This is a genomic window from Opitutaceae bacterium, from assembly GCA_041395105.1.
GTDB lineage: Bacteria > Verrucomicrobiota > Verrucomicrobiia > Opitutales > Opitutaceae > B12-G4.
Genome location: JAWLBB010000001.1, coordinates 916029 through 937132, shown reverse-complemented (window position 1 = coordinate 937132; position 21104 = coordinate 916029). Strand labels below are relative to the sequence as shown.

At 62.2% G+C, this 21104-nt stretch carries 12 protein-coding genes and 1 tRNA gene; 8 read left to right on the top strand and 5 right to left on the bottom strand.

All coding sequences use genetic code 11. From position 1 onward, the window contains the following. Nucleotides 1-67: 67 nt before the first annotated feature. Nucleotides 68-1129: a DUF6340 family protein gene (locus R3F07_03655; GenBank protein ID MEZ5275460.1), complete on the bottom strand. Its 1062-nt coding sequence runs from the start codon at nt 1127-1129 to the stop codon at nt 68-70. Nucleotides 1130-1361: 232 nt separating this feature from the next. Between R3F07_03655 and R3F07_03650 the strand changes: the two genes are divergently transcribed. Further along, entirely contained in the window at nt 1362-3152 is a 1791-nt protein-coding gene (locus R3F07_03650; GenBank protein MEZ5275459.1) for a cytochrome b/b6 domain-containing protein, read from the top strand. 271 nt (nt 3153-3423) lie between these two features. Here R3F07_03650 and R3F07_03645 read toward each other — a convergent pair whose 3' ends face one another. Together R3F07_03645 and R3F07_03640 are read right to left on the bottom strand one after the other, a co-directional pair. Continuing rightward, entirely contained in the window at nt 3424-6624 is a 3201-nt protein-coding gene (locus tag R3F07_03645) for a S8 family serine peptidase (GenBank protein ID MEZ5275458.1), read from the bottom strand. Between the two features lie 109 nt (nt 6625-6733). Beyond that, nucleotides 6734-8746: an alpha-galactosidase gene (locus R3F07_03640; protein ID MEZ5275457.1), complete on the bottom strand. Its 2013-nt coding sequence runs from the start codon at nt 8744-8746 to the stop codon at nt 6734-6736. A gap of 357 nt (nt 8747-9103) precedes the next feature. Between R3F07_03640 and R3F07_03635 the strand changes: the two genes are divergently transcribed. The 5 genes from R3F07_03635 (at nt 9104) to R3F07_03615 (ending at nt 16240) form a co-directional block, all read left to right on the top strand. Next, a complete protein-coding gene (locus R3F07_03635; GenBank protein MEZ5275456.1) occupies nt 9104-11344 on the top strand; it encodes a serine hydrolase in 2241 nt (746 codons plus the stop codon). Nucleotides 11345-11460: 116 nt separating this feature from the next. Next, complete coding sequence (locus tag R3F07_03630) at nt 11461-12669, top strand: acyltransferase (GenBank protein MEZ5275455.1); 1209 nt, start codon at nt 11461-11463, stop codon at nt 12667-12669. A gap of 74 nt (nt 12670-12743) precedes the next feature. Then, nucleotides 12744-13610, top strand: a complete 867-nt coding sequence (locus R3F07_03625; GenBank protein ID MEZ5275454.1) for an alpha/beta hydrolase — start codon at nt 12744-12746, stop codon at nt 13608-13610. A 133-nt stretch (nt 13611-13743) separates the two neighbouring features. Next, complete coding sequence (locus R3F07_03620) at nt 13744-15057, top strand: acetylxylan esterase (protein MEZ5275453.1); 1314 nt, start codon at nt 13744-13746, stop codon at nt 15055-15057. A gap of 55 nt (nt 15058-15112) precedes the next feature. Then, nucleotides 15113-16240, top strand: coding sequence for an SGNH/GDSL hydrolase family protein (locus R3F07_03615; protein MEZ5275452.1), 1128 nt, complete (start codon nt 15113-15115; stop codon nt 16238-16240). A gap of 102 nt (nt 16241-16342) precedes the next feature. On the opposite strand, the gene R3F07_03610 is transcribed toward R3F07_03615, so the two are convergent. Together R3F07_03610 and nth are read right to left on the bottom strand one after the other, a co-directional pair. Continuing rightward, nucleotides 16343-16416: transfer RNA gene (locus R3F07_03610), tRNA-Val, on the bottom strand. 295 nt (nt 16417-16711) lie between these two features. After that, nucleotides 16712-17362 carry an endonuclease III gene (gene nth / locus R3F07_03605; protein ID MEZ5275451.1) on the bottom strand — a complete coding sequence of 217 codons (651 nt, stop codon included), beginning with the start codon at nt 17360-17362 and terminating at the stop codon, nt 16712-16714. A gap of 423 nt (nt 17363-17785) precedes the next feature. Between nth and R3F07_03600 the strand changes: the two genes are divergently transcribed. Together R3F07_03600 and gcvP are read left to right on the top strand one after the other, a co-directional pair. Beyond that, nucleotides 17786-18010, top strand: a complete 225-nt coding sequence (locus R3F07_03600) for a hypothetical protein (protein ID MEZ5275450.1) — start codon at nt 17786-17788, stop codon at nt 18008-18010. Nucleotides 18011-18077: 67 nt separating this feature from the next. Continuing rightward, nucleotides 18078-21026, top strand: a complete 2949-nt coding sequence (gene gcvP / locus R3F07_03595; protein ID MEZ5275449.1) for an aminomethyl-transferring glycine dehydrogenase — start codon at nt 18078-18080, stop codon at nt 21024-21026. Nucleotides 21027-21104: the final 78 nt, after the last annotated feature.

The window sequence follows — 21104 nt, the reverse complement described above, 5'->3', positions numbered from 1 at the left end:
CTTGCCCCCTGACGGACACAGGCCGCGATCTGAGCCCGTCCGATCCCGACCGACCTGCCGTCAGCCTCTACTTCATCTGGTCCATGGCGAGTTCCTCCCGCCAGACACGCCGGTCGAGTTCATTGAGGTAGTCGCGGGCTTCCTTGTTGGCGTATTCGACATAGGCCCGCTCAGCCCACTTTCGCGCGTTTTTCCAGTCGCCCTGAACCTCACAGGCGATCGCGATATTGTAGCACAGGCGCCCTGCATCCTTCGTGTCGGCGAAGTTCAGGCCCGCCTCCCAGGTGCGGGCGGCTCCCGCCCAGTCACCGACATCGGCCTGTCGCCCACCCTCCTCCATTTCCCGGACGTGCTTGGATTTTCCGTAGAAGGTACGGCTGACCTGCGTCGGCATGGGAGCGATCCTGTAGGCGTATTCGACGCCGACCTGACGACTCACCCGTCGGGCGGCGTCCATCTTGTCGTCAAGTGCGAGAAGCGCATCCTGCAACGATGATCCCCTGGCCTCCCAGCGATTGGTCCGGCTGTAGATGTCTTCGTCGAGGATATCCCGCGACTTTGGATCGTAGATGCGAAATCCGATGTTCATATTGGCGACACCCTCCGCGAAATACTCCGTCACCTGCACCTCGGTTTCGCCACCTTCCTCCTTGACCGTCTTCTTCACCAGCCGACGTCCGTCCGTGATGATGAAATCGCTGTCGAAAATCTCGATACTGAGAACGGCGTCGGCGGAGTATTTCCTGGTCAGGGTATCGATCTGACTCCAATCGAGCGGATCCGGGAAGACCCCGGTCAGGCTGTTGCCGGGCAGAACCTCGCTGGCCACGACGGTGCGAAATCGCCCGGACCAGGCGAGTTGATTGCGCAACTCCGAAATCATGGTCTGGAGCCCCTTGCGGTCCTGATCAGGGATCTCGCCGGTCAAGACAGATTCCAGCAGACCGACCGTGCCATCATGGAACTCGCTGCGGTCGACGATGAGGATCGTCCGGATTTCCTTGGGAAAGGTCATTTCCGCAGGATTCATCGCATTCATGGAAACGGAGCGCGTGCTCGAGCACCCGGCAAGTCCCAGGAGTCCCAGGATGGATGCGGACACCGCCGGCAGGATACCAAGGATTTTCATGAAGCTGGAATACGGTAAAGGCGGACAACGGCGACGGATCTCGATCCGGCCGACGCCCGCCACCGATAGAGTCCATCGGACAAAACCCGCCGGGTTTGAGTTCCCGGATCACCGGCAATGAGACCTCAATTCCCAACCGGAACGCCTTCTATCGAATTATCATTAGCGTTTCTTATTGTAAGATCTCAAAGCATTAGTCTTAATGCCGATCAAAGACGCAATGTCCCATTCAATGTCGACGATCGGCCTTTTCTACAATTTCGGTCACCCGTCACTTCGCCTGTGCCTCGGGTTGGCCGGTGCGTTGCTCGCGCTCGGGATGGCCTCCCCACTGCGCGGAGACGATGCCGACTGCCTGATGTGTCACGACGATCCGGAGTTCGTCGAGACTCGGCCGGACGGTACCGAGGCCAGACTTCATGTCGACGTCGAGGCCCTCGGCCGGTCGGTCCACACCGGCATCTCCTGCCTGGAGTGTCACGTCACGATCGACGAGGAACTTCACCCTGACGGCAACTACCCTCCACCGGTCGATTGTGTCTCCTGCCATGAGGAGCAGTCCGCCTCACAGGGCGACTCACTCCACCACCGCATCGGGGAAGGCGGTGTCGAAACCACCGCCTCCTGCACGGACTGCCATGGCGACGGACACGAGATGCCCTCGATCCTCGATCCCGCCTCGACGGTCCATTATTCCAAACTCACCTTCACCTGCGGAAGATGCCACGAGGATGTCGCCCGGGAGGTAACCGAAAGCGTCCACGGACAGGCCATTCTGCGCGGGGAACGCGAAGCGCCATCCTGTTCGGACTGTCACGCGGAGCACTCCATCGGTTACCTGAGCGACGATGCATTGCGCCGGATATCCGAGCAGGTCTGCAGCCGGTGCCACGATTCGGAGATCCTCGCCACCCGCTTCGGGCTGCCGGCGGACCGTGTCACGACGTTCTTTGACAGCTACCATGGCCTGGCCTACCGCAAGAATTCACCCGAGGCGGCCAATTGCGCCAGCTGCCACGGCGTCCACGACATCAGGCCGTCTTCGGATCCGCGCTCCACCATCAACCCGGCCAACCTGGCCCGGACCTGCGGCGAGTGCCATCCAGGCGCAAGTGAGAAATTCGTCTCGGGAAAGATCCATCAGGCCATGGATGGGAATGGCGATTTCAGTTCCCATCTCACCCTCTGGATCGCCCGGATCTACACCGTGGTCATCGTGCTCCTGATCGGGCTCATGGTCCTGCACAACGGACTGGCCTTTCGACGGAAGGTCATTCCTTCACTCCGCCGCAAGGACCGCGTGGTCATCCGGATGAGCCGACAGCTCCGGATTCAGCACGCGCTGCTCGTCATCTGCTTCATTTATCTCTCGCTCTCGGGCTTCGCGCTCAAGTATCCGGACTCGTGGATCGGGATCCTCTTTGGCACCGAGGAATTCCGCCGGTTGACCCACCGGTGGTCCGGCATCGTCATGATGGCGCTTGGTGTCTACCACATCCTCTGGGTCTGGCTCACCCGGCGCGGACACAAACTGATGAGCGACCTGGCGCCGCGACCGAAGGACTTCCGCGACCTGAAGGACAACGTCAGCTGGTTCCTCGAGCGTTCCGAAAAGCGGCCCCGCTTCGGCCGGTTCAGCTATGCCGAGAAAGTCGAATACTGGGCGGTGGTCTGGGGTATGCTCCTGATGGGTACAACCGGATTGATCATCTGGTGGAAGCTTCCCGTCACCCAGTATGTGCCGCGGTGGGTGATCGATGCCAGCGTGACGATTCACTTCTTCGAGGCCATTCTCGCCGTGCTCGCGATCATCGTCTGGCACTTTTATCACGTCATCTTCGATCCCGATGTCTACCCGGCAAATTGGTCCTTCCTCGACGGCAAGGTATCCAGGGAATGGTATGCTCACGAGCACCCGCTCGACACCACCGTCGAGACGGAGCAGCCACCGCCGCCGACCGCGGATCCGGATGGGGAAGGCGCACGCACAGACAATCCACCCGGCGGCACCCCTGCTCCGTAGTCCACCGTAACAAGCATGGATTGACGGGGGCTTCGGGCGGTCGCGCAGGCCTGTCCCGAGGTGCCGTGCACGCTCGGGGAGCACGGCCCTGGCTCCATGGAATCCCTTCTGAAGACGGAGGGCTGGTCTCCTGAGCGGCCGCCCGGCCGCCACGCATGCCCTCGTTTGATGCGTGTTGGTCCATCAGGAACAACCCGGGGCACCACAAAAAAATAAACAGGGGCGCCCCTCGCGGAGCGCCCCTGGAGAATATCGAACGGAACGGGAAGGGTTACTTGATGAGGACTTCCTCCGATTCCCGATTCGCCCCGTCCCGATACATGAGGAGAAGGCCCGTCTGAGACGGCGAAGCCTCCGCCCCTCCCGGGACCGCGGTTACCGGGAATTTTGAACCGCTCCAGGCCGGAACGGTGAGAAGGCCGCCGCCGTCATACTTCGGCAGCCCGAAGGTGTACTGACCCACCTCAATCACATCACTGACAATGCCGGTGAAGTAATTGTCATAGGCCAGAACCGCCATCCGAACGGTCGCTCCGTCTTCGTAGCTCCAGTTGGGGAGTTCATCCAGGTAAAATGGGAGGATGATGTTCCCCGAATTCAGCTGGGCGTCACTCAGGAAGTAGGCGGTATACCCAGTCGCAATCGATCCCTGATAGACCGCATTGCGTCCATCCGCAGCAAACGCACCGCCCAACTCAGCATTGTAGACGATGTAGTCTGGCTCGTCGTCATCATCGATGAAGAACTGGATCTCGAAACCCGCCGGGTAGTTGGGATGCGCCCGTCGTCCGTAGGCGCTGATCGCGATGCCACCGACCGGGTAGCCACCGCCATCGAAGCCGAAAAAGGCCGCACCGACACTCTTGAGGTCAATCACCGCCAGGTTGTCACCCGGGCCGGGAAGAAACTGCTTCTTGATTTTCGGACTGCTTCCGAGCAGATCGAAAACCTCAACCTCGCCATCCAGAACCGGGCTCCAGTTGCGGAGCCTGAAGTCGCCCTTGCCCTTCCTGAGATTGACCGACCGTCCCTCCAGTTTGACATCCGCGGCCTTGTGAGGCAGCACCTGCCAGGGCAGGTTCACCGAGTCGTCGCGATCGGCGATCACCAGGTATCCGTCGAACTCATTGACCTGAAGACTGGCCCCGGTCCCGCCCAGCGGGCCCCCGTTGAGGACGTAAAACGGCAGCTTGGAACCATCGATATAGAGGAGCACCTTGAAGGTGGCACTGGAGTTCTTCTTCACCCGGATCGTTCTCGGAGTGAGTATCTTGACCGCTCCGCTGGCGGCATCATCGGCGTAGCGGAAAGTCGGATTGATGGTGTAGGTGCGATCCCGGTTGGCATAATTGGTTACCCGGACCGTCTGATTGATAATCTGTTTCCACGGGACCGTCTGGAATCCGAAAGACAGGCTGACCGCGTAGGCCTTGGCCTTCCGATCCTCGTGTCTGGCCTCCCTCCGGTCATCCCATGAACCGAAATTCCACCATCCCCAGCCGCGGTGTCCTTGGGAATCGTCCTCGGCCCAGGCCGCCGTCATCGCGGCGATCGCCTGGTCCACCTGGACTTCGCCACCACCGATCCGGGTGATCGGGGCCAGATCACCCGGCTGGGTGGCCGGGTTGGTATAGACCTCAGTATTCCCATTGTTCATCAGGCGGGCTTTGATCTCGCCGACCGAAGCCTTTGGATAGGCTTCGAGCAGCAAAGCCGCCGCCCCCGAAACCATCGGGGCAGCCCCGGAGGTACCACCAAAGGCTTCGACTCCGTCGCCTGTTCCCACCACAGCGGAGATGGACGCACCGGGAGCGCCGATGTCCGGCTTGATCGCGTTGAAGCTGACACTGGGACCCCGACTGGACGAGGCCACCATGCTGCCCGCGAGCGGGATGCCACCGACATCCTCAATGGTGGCATTGACAGCGCCGGCAGCAAGCTGGGACTTGAGCACATTGCCGACTTCCTGACCGACGACCAGGGTCGGGACCAGGTCGGTGAAGGCCGGGGGATCTTCAGGCAATCCTCCGAAGCTGAAACTCGGGGCGGCGCCCGGAGCATTATTGACCAGAATGACCGCAAGGGCACCGGCCTTTTGAGCCCAGTAGACCTTGAACGAAATGGAGACACTACCGCGGTCGATGACAGCGATCTTCCCATCAAAGGTCCCGGCGGGGAATTCCGCACCAGCGAGACGATTGGTGTCGGGGTAGAGAAGATCGGCCGAAATGCTACCGACGATCGGGGCCCAGTCGATGGTAGCGGTGTTCCCATAAGTCGCTGGAGCCGGGCTGTTCACCTTGAGGGGGATCGCCTCAGCGCTCGGAACCTGGGTCTGAGCCACGCTGATCACTTCGGGTGTCGATGAGGGCGAGCCCACGATATAGGGACGGTCGGCACTGTTACCGGCCGAGGCCACCACGACGACGCCGAGGCGGACGGCATTGCTCGCGGCCAGGCTGAGGTCGTCCTCGATCTGTCCATAGGAAGAACCGAGGGAGAGATTGATCACGTCAACCGCGTCGGAGATATCCCCATCGCCGTTCGGGTCCAGGGCATACTCCATGCCGAGAAGGAGGGCCTCTCCGTTACAGGAGGAAGAAACGGCCGAGCAGACCTTGATCGCGAAGAGCCTGGCCCCGGGGGCCACGCCGACGTGCGTCCCATCCAGGCTCTGGCCGGCGATGATGTCGGCCACATGGGTGCCGTGTCCCTCGTAGTCGATCGGATCCGGATCCTCGGATCGGGGACCATAGGTCGGCCAGAGTTCCCCGACAAAATCGTAGCCCCCGATCACCTTATCAGTGGGGAAGAGCCCGTCCGTGGTGGTCTGAAGAGGATCTCCGATTCCAGTACCCCAAGCCGCCAGGTAGTCCGGGAAAGTCCCTGGCCCACCAAGATTCTTATGGGTGTAGTCGATACCGGAATCGAGCACCGCCACGGTCACTCCCGTGCCATCAATTCCCTCGGCCTGGGCCATCGCCGCTCCGATATAGGGAACCGTGTCCGTGAGATCCATCTCGTACTCGCCGACCGGACGGACGGAGATCACCCCGGGCAGATCCGACAGTTGGGCCACCTTGGAGGCGTCGACGCTGACGATGACCGCGTTGAGCACCTTGGTCAGGCGGGCCACTTCCCGTCCACCCAATTGGGCGACCGAGGCCATCACCCCGGACTGCTCGGACTCAAGAGCCCGAGCAATGTCTCTCTGCGCCTTCTTCGAGAGCATCCTGCCGTTCTTCTTGGCGTCCTTTTCGTGCGCTTCGGCAATGGACGGGCCTTGCAGCTGGATGACGATCTCAATTTCGCCGGAAGCCGGGCTGGTGGCGACGGAGCGGGGAGCCCGGTCTGTGGTGACCGGTGTGTCGAGGCGAAGATCCGAAACGGATCGGGCGGCCGCTGCCGGATTCGCCAATAGAGCGAAGGGCAACAGCGAGACGGCAATCATCCGAGCATACTTTAAAGCCATAAGCGGAGTTACTGTGGGTTGAAGTTTGTGAACACCTTCCTCAAGCCGAGAATCCGTGATTTGGCAATCCACACCTTCTGGATATTTTCAGCCGCACCCGAAGACTGTTTCATTGACCGGCATCCACCTGAACCAGGAGAAAGCCCAGGGAACCGGGAATCGAGAACCTGATTTCTCTCCCGTCAGCCGAAGCCGTCCCCTCTCCGGCCAGAATCTCCAACTCCAGCCGATTCGGGCCGAACAGCCCGCTGATCGGGATCGTCCACTCCGAGGACCCGGCGAGTTCCCTGAAAACAAGCGCATAGCCCCGGCTTTGCTGGGGATCCATCGAGAGGAAGCCGGTCCAGCTGACCCCATCGGGGACCGAACCGATCGGGATGACCATTCCTGTCAGGAGAGCATCCCGGTGGGTCGTGCGGATTCTCAACAGTCCGGAAACCGCCTTGACATAGGATGGCGCCAATCCGCTGACCTCGAACCAGCCGAGAGGGCTGGCCAGGAAAACCGTGGCCAGCAGACCGGCTGGCGACCAGGCCGCGGGCGCAAGCGGATCACCGTGGTAGCGCTCGGCATTCCGCGCATTGTTGAGAAACTCCATCCGCAGACGAACCGGATCAATCCATCGCGTGAGTTGCCAGAAATTGCGGAGAGTACGGTGCGGCCAGTAGTTGAACCAATCGGTGTAGCGGTTCTCCACAAAGAGCGGGCCCACGTTGATCATCCCGAAGTAGCCGGGGCGGATCTCCGCCGTCACATCGAGATCAAACACGACCTCCGCGTCCGTCGCCTCCAGCACCCGATCGAAAAACCGCCGCAGGTTGCGTTCACCGGCTTTGCTGACGGCCTTGACTCCATCGATCTTGAAATAGGTCACCCCCAATGACCGATGGAGGTTGAGGACGCAGTCCGCGTCCCGGCGCCAGTTTTCGAAATCCAGAGCCGAGTCCGGCGCAAACCACAACCCGAACTTCAAGCCGAGCGTCCGTGTGCGTTCGATCAACGGAGCGAGTCCGTTCGGGAACCGTTCCGGGTGGACATCCCAGAAGGTCTCGTCCCGAGCCCAGAACCCCTGCCAGACCCCGCCGGCCTGGAGGGAATTCGCGGTCTTCCCCTTCTGCCAGCCGTCATCAATCTGGACGACGTCGGCTCCGAGCCCGGCACACGCTTCAATCTCCTGCATCAGGAACGATTCGTTGACCCGTCCATCCTGCGATCGATCGCCCCAGGTGTTGGTCAGGACCAGTCCATCACGTCCCGGGCGGTATTGGCGCAGATTCCGCTGCCATCGGTGCAGAGCCATCGTCCGACCATTGGGTCCTCCGGAATAAGCCAGAATCGTCAACCGGTAGCCCGGTAATCCGTCTCCTCCCGTGCCGTGACCCCGGATCGTGCAGGTGTGGCCGCGCACCTCAAGCGAAGGACCGGCCACCACCGGACAGGCATGGGGCAACGGGGCCTCCTTGACCAGAACAAGCCCGTTTGCGGTCAACGTGTCTTCTACCGCGAAGAGGATCCCGTTGAAGTCGCGTCGATTCTTGTTCGGGTGCAGCAGGAGCTCCTCTTCGTGAACCAATTCGTCGTGCTGGTCGGTCTGGTCGCGAAGGGTCACGGCGGTGAGCCGCAGGTGCCGGGGCGCCAATGCCAGGCTGTCGAGAATATCAACTTCGTTCGGAGCGGCTGCGGTCTCGGGTACGGCCTCGATCCCGCTTGGCGGACTGTTCGCATCCGATGAGCCCGACGGACGGCCGATCTCACCACCGTTGCAGGTGAGTTGCACACTGATGCCTGCCAGATCCGGGAAGACCTGAAAGACCGTCGTCAAGGTGACCCGGTCACCTTTCGCCGTCAGGGTCGCGACAAGCGACTCGCTCTCGGTCGGAAATCTTCGACCGCGAACAACCTCGAGCTTCACGGCGCGCCTCTCGTCCGAGAGGCGGACCTCGGGCAGGATGGGCGCCCCCTCACGGTCCGCCACCAACCACGAGGTCCCGGACGCCCGATCGACCAGGCTCAGCGAACGCAGGAGTCCGTCGGGGGATATTCTCCACTCGCGTTCGATCAGGGCATTGCCGATACGCAGTCTTCCGTCGGCCAGTGCAGCAAAGCAGGATTCCAGAGGCATGAGGGTATTGAGTTCCGGGTTCACCGTGCGGAGACCATCCGGGTGGCTGTCCACCGACCCACCCTTTTCCCGGGGACGGAGCCGGTGCCGCAAAGAACTGTTTTATGGACCTTCCATGGAGATTTTCAACCCGGCAGGCAATCCCATGCAGGAGTGGCCGAGGATGCAACCGCCGCAGCCACGAAACTGCCCGACACGGTGAAGGGGCACAAGCTGACTCTTCTCCGGAGCACATTGTGATTAGCTCGGACGACAGGCCGGAGAAGCCTCGCTTCAGACTCCCGCCCCGGTGGACAATCGAATGGCCTGGTGGAGCCGGGCCTTTCAGACTTCGGCGAAAAAACCCTTGGAGGCGCCATGAAGAGACTGTTTCTGCTGCCGATCGTCGGCCTGACCCTTTCCTGGGCTCAAACGACCGAATCCCTCCTTCCCGAAAACCTCGCTCCGGATTCATGGAAGGTCCTCGGGCCGTTTCCCAACCTGATGTTGCCCGAGCCGGGACCTGGCGGCATTTCCCGCGCAGGCTTCACCACGGACTTCCTTGAGGTACTGGGCGGAGAAGCCCGGGCGGTCATCAGGGACGACACGAAGGTGGTCTGGGACGGTGTGTCCAGGACCGTGATCCCGGCGTCACTGGCAGACAATGGTCAACTGGATTTCAACGAGATTTTCCCGCCACCGACCGATAACCAGGTCGCCTACGCCTACACCGATATCGTCCTCGAAGCGCCCACGACCTGGACGCTGCATTTCGGCTCTGACGATTCAGGCCGGGTCTGGGCAAACGGCAACCGGGTCCTTGACGTCTGGACTTCCGGCAGAGAGGCGCAACCCTCCCAGGAAGTCATTCCGGTGAATCTCGCAGAGGGCACCAACCGTCTGCTGATCAAGGTGGAAAACGGACCGGGCGGCTGGCAGATGTTCTGCCAGCTCTACGACGACGAAGGGCAGCGCCGCGAGAACGTCCTGGAATGGCGGAGAAACGCGAGCGATCTGCGCATCATCCCGGACAATGCGGAGGACTTCATCCTCTGGAACCCCGCCTTTCCCGAGCTCGCCTTCGAGCGGCCGAAACTGGCGAAAACGATCTTCAGGGACACCGAGCTCAAACCGACCTGGTACAACGTCATGGGCGTTGAGGTTGAACGGCCCGATCAACCCGGCCGCTATTACGCCGACATCACCCTCGAGTGCCGCGACGGGCTGCCCTTCAGGACCCTGGTCGGCGTCTACCGACCCGGAGACACCGAATGGATGGGGCGCTATTCCGTACCTCCCTACGATCGTCCATCCCTGATCGGGATGGGGACCAACCCCTGGTTGACCTTATCCGCCGATGAACTGCAGGCCCACCGGACTGAGATCAGTCGGCAGGTCTGGGCGTCGATGGGCCGCTACATGACCACGACCGAGGATGGGGCCGCCCTTTTCGCCTGGATGGAGGAACGGGAAGCGACACCGGACAGAGTCTCCAACGAACACGAAATCCTCCAGGGCTCGTTTGTGGAGGATCTGCGGCACCGCCTCGCCCTGCGGATGCGGTTGGAGAAGCGAACCCCCGTTGAACTCAGACCGGTCGAAATCCTCAGGGAACCAGCTCCCCAGCTGCACTCGGGAACGGAGGCTGAAGCGGGAATCCGAATCGGAACCGTGGAGAAGTTGCGAGCCTATGCGCGCCAATGGACCCGCGACGATCCATCGTCGGGACTCCGCATCATCGTGGCTCGCAACAGGGTCATCTTCATGCGCGAGGCATTTCCTTCGGCCCGTGAGCCGGACATCGAGATCGATTCCCTCTTTGCCCCGGCATCCATCGGCAAGCTGGTGGCCGGTCAGGTCATGGCCCGGTTCTTCGACCAGGGAATCGTGACGCCGGACACGCCGTTGGGCGACGTCCTGCCGGATTTCCCGACCGACGGACCCCGAGCGATCACCTACCGCGACTGCTGGACCCACCTGAGCGGGATGACCGGTCACACCACGGCCCGAGGGATCTTCAACCCCTACCTCGACAACAACCTCAATGTGCAGGCGTTCTCCCTGACCACGCCCCGACTCCGCCGGCACTATTCCGGCGACGGCAACAACCTCGCCGGGATGGCGATGTCACTGCTTGCCGGCAAGGACATGGTCACCCTGCTCCAGGAGAACATCCTCGACCCCCTGGGTGAAGGACTGGTCACACAGACCGACCTCGGCTACGGCGCCGGATACACGGCGGACTTTCTCGTCCGGGTCGGTCAGATGATCCTCAATCGCGGCAGCTATGGGCCTTATCGCTTCTACTCGCCGGAGACCTTCGACGCGATCCTGCCAAAGCGCCTGATCGACTACGTCCCCACCCTCAATGACCCCGAGTTGGAATGGGGCATCGGCATGGAATGGATGCTGGATCCGATGGAGGCGGATCCGGAGGATGCCTACCTCGGCGGAAACGTCATCGGCCACGGTTCCGCCACCGCCTCGACCCTGCGGATCGATCTGGATCACAACCTCGTCGTGGTGATCGGTCGGGACGATCCGGGCGACTACGCCGCCACCCTCAGGCGAAACAGCGAGTTCATCCGCATCCTCGCCGGCGGACTGCTCGATCGGTAAACGATCGATCGATCAGCCCCGGTCTCTTCTTTCTCGCCCCGACAACGGGGAACGCCCTATCGTGCCGAAAACCCCGACCCTTGCGTCCGATCCCGCTTTCACCAACCTGAACCCCGATGTCCTCTGAAGCCGCCAGACCCCGTCTGACCTTCATCGATAATCTGCGGGTGTTCTGCATCGCGCTCGTGGTGCTGCATCATTTCTCCATCGTCTACGGAGCACCGGGGGACTGGTATTACGTCGAGGGCAAACCGGACAACATTCTCGCCCAACTGCCACTCATCGTCTTCGTCTCCACCAACCAGGCCTTCTTCATGGGCCTGCTCTTCTTCGTATCCACATTCTTCGTATCAGATTCCTACAACCGCAAAGGCCCGGCCAGGTTTGTCTGGGAGCGGCTCATCCGCCTGGGAATCCCCACCCTTGCCTTCTTTTTCCTGATCGGGCCATTCACCTTCTACCTGGCGAGGCAGTTGACGCAGACCGACGGTCAAGCCCCCTCACTGCTCCACGTGCTGGAGACAGGGGCCGGCCGCGGATTCGGGCCGATGTGGTTTGTCGAGATCCTCATCTATTTCGTCCTCGGCTACACCGTGTTTCGATTGCTCCGAGCAAGGCCACTGAATCATTATGAGGTGCCCGGGCCCATGCCAGAACCGTGGAAGATCGGAATGTTTACGCTCGTCCTGGGCCTGATTACCTGGATGGTCCGGATCCGGATGCCCGTCGGTTGGTGGGCGCCCCACGTCCAGCTCCAGCTCGCGCACTTCCCGCAGTACATCGCCATGATGATACTGGGGGTTGTTGTCTGGCAACGCGGCTGGCTGCAGTCGCTGACTCTCAAGCAGGGCATCGGCTGGCTGGTCTTTGCCAACGCCTTTATTCTGGTGGCCTTCCCGATTCTCTTCATCGCCGGTGGGGCTCCGTCCGGAAATCTCGATCCATTCATGGGAGGTTGGCACTGGCAGAGCCTCGGATATTCGGTCTATGAGCAGGTCGTGGGCATCACCCTGATGCTCGGCCTTCTGGGACTGTTTCAAGGCGTTTTCAATGCTCAGGGACGACTGCTCCGCGCCCTCTCCGACAGCACCTATGCCGTTTACATCATCCACGCCATACCCGTGCTGCTCGTTTCCTGGTTGATGCGCCACTGGGACTTCCCCCTCCTGGCCAAATTCCTGGTGCTCTCCCTCCCAACCCTTGTTGTCGCCTTCGGCATGGGTTGGCTCATCCGCAAACTGCCCTTTGCCTCCCGGGTCCTTTCGGCGGTCGCGCAAGCCTGTCCCGGGGTGCAACACACGCTCGGGGACCACAACCCTGCATGAACCCCCTTCCGAAAATGGAGGAGCGCCGGGATCATTGACCGCGCGCCCGGCACCCCTATGGATGATCCCGCTCCATGCTCAAACGCGTTCTCAAGATCACCGGGGCCACCCTTCTCGGCTTGGTCATCCTCGGCCTGATCGGTCTGCACCTGATTGATTTCAGCCATTCGCCCGAAGAGATCGATGCAGCCTACGCCCAGGCCGGCTATGCTTCCGTTCCTTTCGAAGTGGCCATTGACGGCCGCGTGATCCGGGGCACATGCGCGGGAGATCCGGAAAAACCCGCCATCATCTTTGTCCATGGTTCTCCAGGGACCTGGGACAACTTCCTCGACTTGATGACCGATCCCGGACTGCTGGCCGGAGCACAGTTGATTGCCTTCGACCGACCCGGGTTCGGCGAATCCAGGACTGGAGGTGTCGAACCTTCGCTTTCCAAGCAGGCCGCCCTGGTTGCGGCCGTCATCAACCGGTTCTCGCCCAACAAACCCGCCATTCTGGTCGGTCATTCCTACGGCGGTCCGGTCATCGCGCAGACCGCCGTCGATTTCCCCGCCAAGGTCGCCGCCCTCGTCATCATCGCCGGCTCGCTCGATCCGGATCTCGAAGAGAAATTCTGGTTCAACCACGTGGCGGAGTGGCGCCTGGTCAACTGGGCAATCCCGACAGACCTCGTCACCTCCAACCGGGAAATCCTCGCCCTGAAACAGGAGTTGACCACACTCGAGCCCAGACTGGCAGAGGTCGGCCTACCCGTCGTCCTTGTGCACGGCCGGAAGGATGCACTGGTTCCGTATGCGAATATGGACTACATGAAGCGTGCCTTTCGAAACGCGCAGATCACCCTCGTGACCGACCCGGACTGGGGACATTTCATCCCATGGGAACACCCGAAGGCGGTTCGGGACGCCCTCCTGGATCTTCTTGAAGCGAGGGAGTAGATCGGCTGGTCAGATCGATCTCCAAGCCGGATGCAGGTCTTTCGAATGAAGGGATCTGGCTGATCGCCTTCCAGAAAAATCGGTGGCATTTCGACGAATCCGACTCCAGGGTTAAGCCCAAGAACAAAGAACCATGTTGATCCGCTTTTTCGTCTCTCTCCTTGCCTCGATTGCCCTGCTGTCGCCGGCGGCGGCCCAAATGCCGGCAGCGCCGACCCTCGTGGAGGGACTGCCGGCCCCGGTGGAGCTCGATCGCAACCAGGACCATGCACGCCTCCGTGTTCTCCTGGGGGTGACCTCGATGCGGCCCGGGGCCGATCCCAACAACCCCGACGGACCGAATGCGCCAAACACCGACGAGGCCAGGGCCAACCCTTTTCCCGATCTGCCCGCCCCCCTGGTCACCGACGAAGGCGAACCCGTGCGCACCCCTGCCCGATGGTGGGCAGTACGACGACCGGAAATACTGGAGCACTTCGAGCGGGAAATCTACGGCCGCCTCCCGGACCAGGTGCCTCAAGTCAGTTGGGAGCTTCTCTCCTCCACCGAAGAGAACAAGGGAGGCGTTGCGGTGCTCACCCGGCGGCTGGCCGGCCACGTCGACAATTCGGGGTATCCACTCCTTGAAGTCACGATCGACCTTACGCTCTCGACCCCGATTGATGCGGCCGGTCCGGTGCCCGTCATGCTGCATTTCGGCTGGCCGGCCGAAATCCTCGCCCGGTTCCCGCCGCCTCCCGGTCCGACCTGGGAAGAGCAGGTGCTGGCGCACGGCTGGGCCGCGGCGACGATCGTTCCGACCAGCTATCAGGCGGACAATGGGGAGGGTTTGACGCGGGGCATCATTGGTCTCTGCAACCAAGGCCAACCGCGCCCGCCCGACCAATGGGGGGCCTTGCGTGCCTGGGCCTGGGGCGCGAGCCGGGCACTTGACTACTTCGAGACGGACCCGACGGTCGATGCCAAACAGGCCGGCATCGAAGGACTCTCGCGCTACGGCAAGGCGGCGGCCGTGACCATGGCCTTCGATCCGCGTTTCGCCATCGGATTCATCGGCTCATCGGGCAAGGGCGGACTGGTGCTCCATCGCCGCGACTTCGGTGAGCGGGTGGAGAATCTCGCGGGAACCTACGCCTACCACTGGATGGCCGGCAACTACATCCGCTATGCCGGACCGCTGACGCCCGGAGACCTGCCCGTCGATTCCCACGAACTGATTGCCCTTTTCGCGCCCAGACCCGCGTTCCTGAGCGTAGGCTCTCCCGAGGTGGAGGGACAATGGATCGACCAGCGCGGCGCCTTCCTTGCCGCGGTTGCCGCCGCACCCGTGTATGAGTTGCTCGAGAAGCGCGGAATGGGCACCGATGAATACCCGGGCACCGGACCCGCCCTGACTACCGGCGAGTTGGCCTGGCGACAGCAGAGGCCATACCACGTGCCTAACTAGCCAGTCTTTCTCGAATGGGCGGACCATATCTCAGGCTCCGACCCGGGATCGTTGGGTGGCCACCTGGAGCACGGCCCAACAGCTGACCGAACCGGGCAACAACCGCCGGATCAGTTTTACGTCGGCGACCGTGCGCGAAATTCGAACATCGGTCGGAGGAAAATCGCTGCGGGTTCGGTTCTCCAACGGCTTTGGTGATGCGCCGCTCACCATCGACGCCGCCGCCGTCGCCCGGTCCGCAGGCGACGGGGCGATCGTTGCCGATTCGTCACGATCACTGACCTTCCGCGGAAAGGCTTCGGTAACGATTCAGCCGGGCGCACAATGGATTTCCGATGTCGTGGAACTTGCCCTTCCGCCCATGGCCGATCTCGCGGTAACTCTCCGTACCACAACGGCGCCAGACGGGCTAACCGGTCATCCGGGATCCCGGACCACCAGCTATTTCAGTTACAACGACGATCCGGTCGATGCGCCCGACCTGACCCCGGCAACCCGGGTCGATCACTGGTACTTTCTGAGCGGTGTCGACGTCCTGACGGACCGGACTGCGGCGGTGGCCATCCTCGGCGACTCGATCACCGACGGTCGGGGTTCGACCACCAACGGCAACGATCGCTGGCCGGATCGATTGTCGCAGCGCCTGCGGGAAAGTGCGGCTACAACGCATATCGCGGTGCTCAATCAGGGCATCGGCGGCAATCGTGTCCTTCGGGACGGCCTGGGCCCGAATATGCTGGCCCGACTCGACCGCGATGTGATCGCGCAACCCGGCGTCCGGTGGCTCATCATCCTTGAGGGTATCAACGATCTCGGCACGGCGGCCGGGGCGCGTGCTCAGGGCTCGCCAGCAGCCACCGCGGCGGACATCATCGCCGCCTTCGATCAGACGATCACCCGAGCCCACGATCATGGGATCAAGGTCTACGGCGGGACCATCATGCCTTACGGCGGATGCTTTTATTTCTCGGAAGAAGGGGAAGCGGATCGACAGACCATCAACGAATGGATCCGCCACAGCGGACGATTCGACGCCGTGATCGATTTCGACCTCGTGGCGCGGGATCCCGACAATCCTTCGATGCTGCAGGCGGAACTGCATACGGGCGATCACCTCCACCTCAATGCGAACGGATTGAGGTTCATCGCCGACGCCATCGACCTTTCCCTCTTCGAGGAATAGACACCGGGCCGCTATGCCCATCGTCACGCGCAACACCATGCACTTCGAACGGATACCGGGGCTGGCGACTGTGGACTATTGGAGTCAGTCCCGATCAGGAAATGGGCGCTAGAGGGCTCGAACCTCCGACCCCCAGTGTGTGATACTGGTGCTCTAACCAACTGAGCTAAGCGCCCGTCTCCAGGATGGATGGCCTTTATCGACGATTTGCCCGGGAGATGGCCATACTTTTTTTTGGGCGGGAATTCACACCCGCTTCGCTTCCGGCTTCTCTGTCATAGGCCGGGACAGGCAGGGAACCCTTCGAAGAACCCGGGGCACGCGGATCTTGAATACCTGGCCGGCACGGACCGGGGTCTGAACCTGCGGGATCTGAAGAGGCGGGCCCGGCGGTCCCGCCCTACCCCTCTTGTTGCGGATTCACCGGAGGCTTCGACGGGCGCGCCGTGGCCTGCCTCTGCCAGAGAAGACTCACTTCTTCGTCTTGATCGCCCGTTTCCGCTCCGGAAAAAGGGTGCGGCAGATCTCGCAGACGGTGCCGTCGCAGCCACGTGCCGTGCAATGTTCGCGTCCGTAGTAGATGATCTGGAGGTGGAGCGCGTTCCAGCGGTCCTTCGGGAAGAGGCGTTTCAGATCCCGTTCCGTCTCGACGACGTTCTTCCCCGATGACAGTTTCCAGCGTTGGGCCAGTCGGTGGATATGGGTGTCGACCGGAAAAGCCGGGTGCCCGAACGCCTGGGCCATGACGACCGAAGCGGTCTTGTGCCCCACTCCGGGCAAGGCTTCCAGTTCTTCGAATGACGTCGGAACCCGGCCCCCATGGCGCTCGACCAGGATCCTGGATAGTCCCGCAATTCCCCTGGCCTTGGCCGGGGCCAGTCCGCAGGGCCGGATGATGGTCTCTATCTCCTCGACCGGGACACGCATCATCGCCTCCGGAGTGGACGCCCGGGCGAAAAGCCCCGGGGTGGTCCGGTTGACCCGAACATCGGTGCATTGAGCCGAGAGAAGGACCGCCACCAGAAGAGTGAAGGGATCGGTATGGTCGAGGGGGATCGGCGGATCCGGATAGAGCTCGGCCAGACGGCGGTCGACATAGGCGGCACGTTCGGACTTCGTCATGGGATGCGGCTATTGACGCGGGAGACATCATCGCGCGTCAAGCGAGGAGAGGTGAAACGCCACGGACCGAGGTCCGGACCCATGGTCGGCTGGAATGAGCGGACAGTGATGGGAAAACCGGCAAAAAGTTTTGATAACAATGAAGTTGGATCTTGCTCGGATCAAAGAATTCACTTTCCTGCAACACAATCCCTCGATTTCCCGTAGTCGATTCCCCTAATCGCATTCCGGATACATGCCCACCCCTGATCCCGTCATCACTGCCCTGGCGATTGTCAGCCTTGTTCTGATCGCGGCCACCTTGGTCCGCTACAGAGTCAGGGACTGATCCAATCCAACCGGCGGTTTGAATCCGGTCACGACCGGAGGGGTGATTGTCTCTCCAAAGACTTAGGGCGAATCGACATTCAAATTGCGCTGCTGGTGAGAAGAGAAGCGGAAGCAGCGCAAGGCGGTGGCACGGAAGGCGTGCTGGAAGCACGTGTCCGTGCCACCAACGCCGCGACCTTCCGCTTCGCTCTCATCCTTCGGACGGGTCTGCGGAAGCGCTCAGCCGCGTTCCTTTTGCGACAGAAGCCCTTCAAGGGATTCTCGCCGCAAAAGCGCCTTGCTGAGGCCCTCCGCAGTTCCCGCCAGCGCACAATTTGAATGTCGATTCGCCCTAGGTCAATCGGTTTGGATTTGAAGTGAGAAGGGTCACCCGTAGCGTGCGGATATGCCCGATCTGTCTGCGGCCCTCTCTCCCAATCATTCCGGTCCGGACGCGACGTCCAGTCGTTCCAGGCGCGATCCTCTGGCTGCGCTCGACACATTCGCCCGCCGACACCTGGGATCGCAGGGGCCTGGGGTGGCCGCCATGCTCGACGCCCTCGGGCTCGAGAGCATGGATGCCCTGATCGACCGCGCCGTTCCTGAGGATATCCGGCTGACCGCACCAATGGTCCTGCCCGGAGCAACGAGCGAGAGCGAAACCCTTGGTGAACTGCGGCGGATTGCTTCTCGAAACAAGGTCCACCGTTCCTTGATCGGTCAGGGCTATTACGGGACACTGACGCCGACGGTCATCCAGCGGAACATCCTCGAGAACCCCGGCTGGTACACCCAGTACACGCCCTACCAGGCGGAAATCGCCCAGGGGCGGCTCGAGGCGCTGCTCAATTTCCAGACCATGGTGACCGACCTGACCGGCCTTGAAATCGCCAATGCCTCCCTCCTGGACGAGGCCACGGCGGCGGCCGAGGCCATGACCATGGCCTTCGGAATCAAGGGCGGCCCGGACCGCGCGACCTTCCTCGTCGCCGATCACTGCCTGCCTCAAACCATTGACGTGGTCCGGACCCGGGCCGAGCCCCTCGGCATCGAGGTGCGGATCGAACCGGTCGAGAGCCTCTCACCCGATGCCGCCACCTTCGGTGTCCTTCTTCAGTACCCCGCCACGGGCGGCGATATCGTCGAGCCGGAGCCCCTGATCGCGAAGGCCGCTGCGGCCGGTGCCCTCTCCATCGTGGCCTGCGACCTCCTTGCCCTCACCCTTCTGCGTCCGCCCGGAGAGATGGGAGCGGACATCGCAGTGGGTTCGGCCCAGCGTTTCGGCGTGCCCTTCGGCTTTGGCGGACCGCACGCCGCCTTCTTTGCCACCCGCGACCGCTACAAGCGCCAGATGCCCGGTCGACTGGTCGGGGTCTCCAAGGACGCCCAGGGCAACCCCGCCCTTCGCCTCGCCCTCCAGACCCGCGAACAGCATATCCGGCGCGACCGGGCGACGAGCAATATCTGCACCGCCCAGGTTCTGCTGGCGGTGATGGCCTCGATGTACGCGGTTTACCATGGCGCCGACGGACTCAGGCAAATCGCCCGAAGGGTGCGCACCATGACCCGCCTCCTTGCCCGGGAATTGAGATCACTGGGCCATCGCACGAACCAGGCCCCGGTCTTTGACACCCTGACGGTCGACCTCGGCGACAGCCTGGCCGGCAGGATCCATGCCGAGGCCGATCGACACGGGATCAACCTGCGTCGGATCGATGACCGAACCGTCGGGATTTCGCTCGATGAAACCACCGAGGTTGGCGATCTGAAAACCCTGCTCGAGATTTTCGCCGCGGTGGCGGGGAAGACCGCCCCCGGCGTCGCGGCAGGGGATGCGGATGAAGCGGATTACCCGGATCCGCTGCAAAGGAAATCCGACTTCCTGACCCATCCGGTCTTCACCCGGTTCCGGACCGAGACTGAATTCCTCCGCTATGTCCGTCGGCTGGAGGCACGCGACCTCTCTCTCTGCCATTCGATGATCTCACTGGGATCATGCACGATGAAGCTGAATGCCACCACAGAGATGGTCCCGGTAACCTGGCCGGAGTTCGCCCGGATCCACCCCTTTGCCCCGGCCGACCAGACCGAGGGCTATCTCGAGCTGATCACCCAGCTCGAATCCTGGCTCTGCACCATCACCGGCTTCGCCGCGGTCTCCCTCCAGCCCAACGCCGGATCACAGGGCGAATACGCCGGCCTCCTGACCATCCGGGCCTACCACCGGGCCCGGAGTGACTTCAATCGAACGGTCTGCCTGATTCCGGTTTCCGCCCACGGCACGAATCCGGCCAGCGCGGTCATGGCCGGGCTGAAGGTCGTCCCGGTCCGCTGCGATGAAGCCGGCAATATCGACGTCGCGGATCTCCGGTCCAAAGCCGAGACCCACGCCGCGGATCTGGCGGCCCTCATGGTGACCTACCCCTCGACCCATGGCGTATTCGAATCTACGATACGCGAGATCTGCGCGATCGTCCATCAGCACGGCGGTCAGGTCTACATGGACGGGGCCAACATGAACGCCCAGGTGGGGCTGACCCACCCGGGGCTGATCGGCGCCGATGTCTGCCACCTCAATCTCCACAAGACCTTCTGCATCCCCCACGGCGGCGGCGGGCCGGGGGTCGGGCCGATCGGAGTGGCCGCCCACCTTGCCCCTTTCCTGCCTTCGCACCGGGTGCGCGCGCCGTTCGCCGGCTCCCCGGCGGCCGAGGCCACCGGCCCGACGACCGCGGCCCCCTGGGGCAGCGCCGGGATACTCGTCATCTCCTGGGCCTATATCCGGATGATGGGAGCGGCGGGCCTGACTGAGGCCACCCGGACGGCCATCCTCAACGCCAATTACATGGCTCACCGGATCGCCCCGCACTTCCCCATCCTCTACCGGGGCGAGAAAGGTTTGGTCGCCCACGAATTCATCGTGGATTTCCGTCCGCGCAAGGCCAGTTGCGGCATCGAAGTGGAGGATATCGCCAAGCGGCTGATGGACTATGGATTTCATGCCCCGACCATGTCCTGGCCCGTTCCCGGCACGATGATGATCGAGCCGACCGAAAGTGAATCCAAGGCGGAGCTCGACCGTTTCTGCGATACCCTGATCGCAATCGGGCGGGAGATCGATGCAATCGAGCGAGGGGAAATGGATGCGGCGGACAATGCCCTGAAGCATGCGCCCCATACGGCGGGAATGATCGCTTCCGACGACTGGACGCATCCCTATTCACGGGAAGCGGCCGCTTTTCCGGTGCCGGGTATTCGCGAATCGAAATTCTGGCCGGCGGTGGCCCGGATCGACAACGTCTACGGCGACCGCAACCTGGTCTGTTCCTGTGTCGGCATGGAGGCGTTTGCGTAGAGAGGACGAAAATCGGCCTGACCCGAATGGTCCTAAGATGAGGGGTTTTCCTGGGGAATTACGAATTGTAGCCGCGGC

Coding starts and splice junctions, on each gene's coding strand:
- nth (MEZ5275451.1), bottom strand. CDS start 17,362: ATGACGAAGTCCGAACGTGCCGCCTATGTCGACCGCCGTCTGGCCGAG.
- R3F07_03645 (MEZ5275458.1), bottom strand. CDS start 6,624: ATGGCTTTAAAGTATGCTCGGATGATTGCCGTCTCGCTGTTGCCCTTC.
- R3F07_03655 (MEZ5275460.1), bottom strand. CDS start 1,129: ATGAAAATCCTTGGTATCCTGCCGGCGGTGTCCGCATCCATCCTGGGA.
- R3F07_03620 (MEZ5275453.1), top strand. CDS start 13,744: ATGTTGATCCGCTTTTTCGTCTCTCTCCTTGCCTCGATTGCCCTGCTG.
- R3F07_03630 (MEZ5275455.1), top strand. CDS start 11,461: ATGTCCTCTGAAGCCGCCAGACCCCGTCTGACCTTCATCGATAATCTG.
- R3F07_03635 (MEZ5275456.1), top strand. CDS start 9,104: ATGAAGAGACTGTTTCTGCTGCCGATCGTCGGCCTGACCCTTTCCTGG.
- R3F07_03640 (MEZ5275457.1), bottom strand. CDS start 8,746: ATGCCTCTGGAATCCTGCTTTGCTGCACTGGCCGACGGAAGACTGCGT.
- R3F07_03650 (MEZ5275459.1), top strand. CDS start 1,362: ATGTCGACGATCGGCCTTTTCTACAATTTCGGTCACCCGTCACTTCGC.
- gcvP (MEZ5275449.1), top strand. CDS start 18,078: ATGCCCGATCTGTCTGCGGCCCTCTCTCCCAATCATTCCGGTCCGGAC.
- R3F07_03625 (MEZ5275454.1), top strand. CDS start 12,744: ATGCTCAAACGCGTTCTCAAGATCACCGGGGCCACCCTTCTCGGCTTG.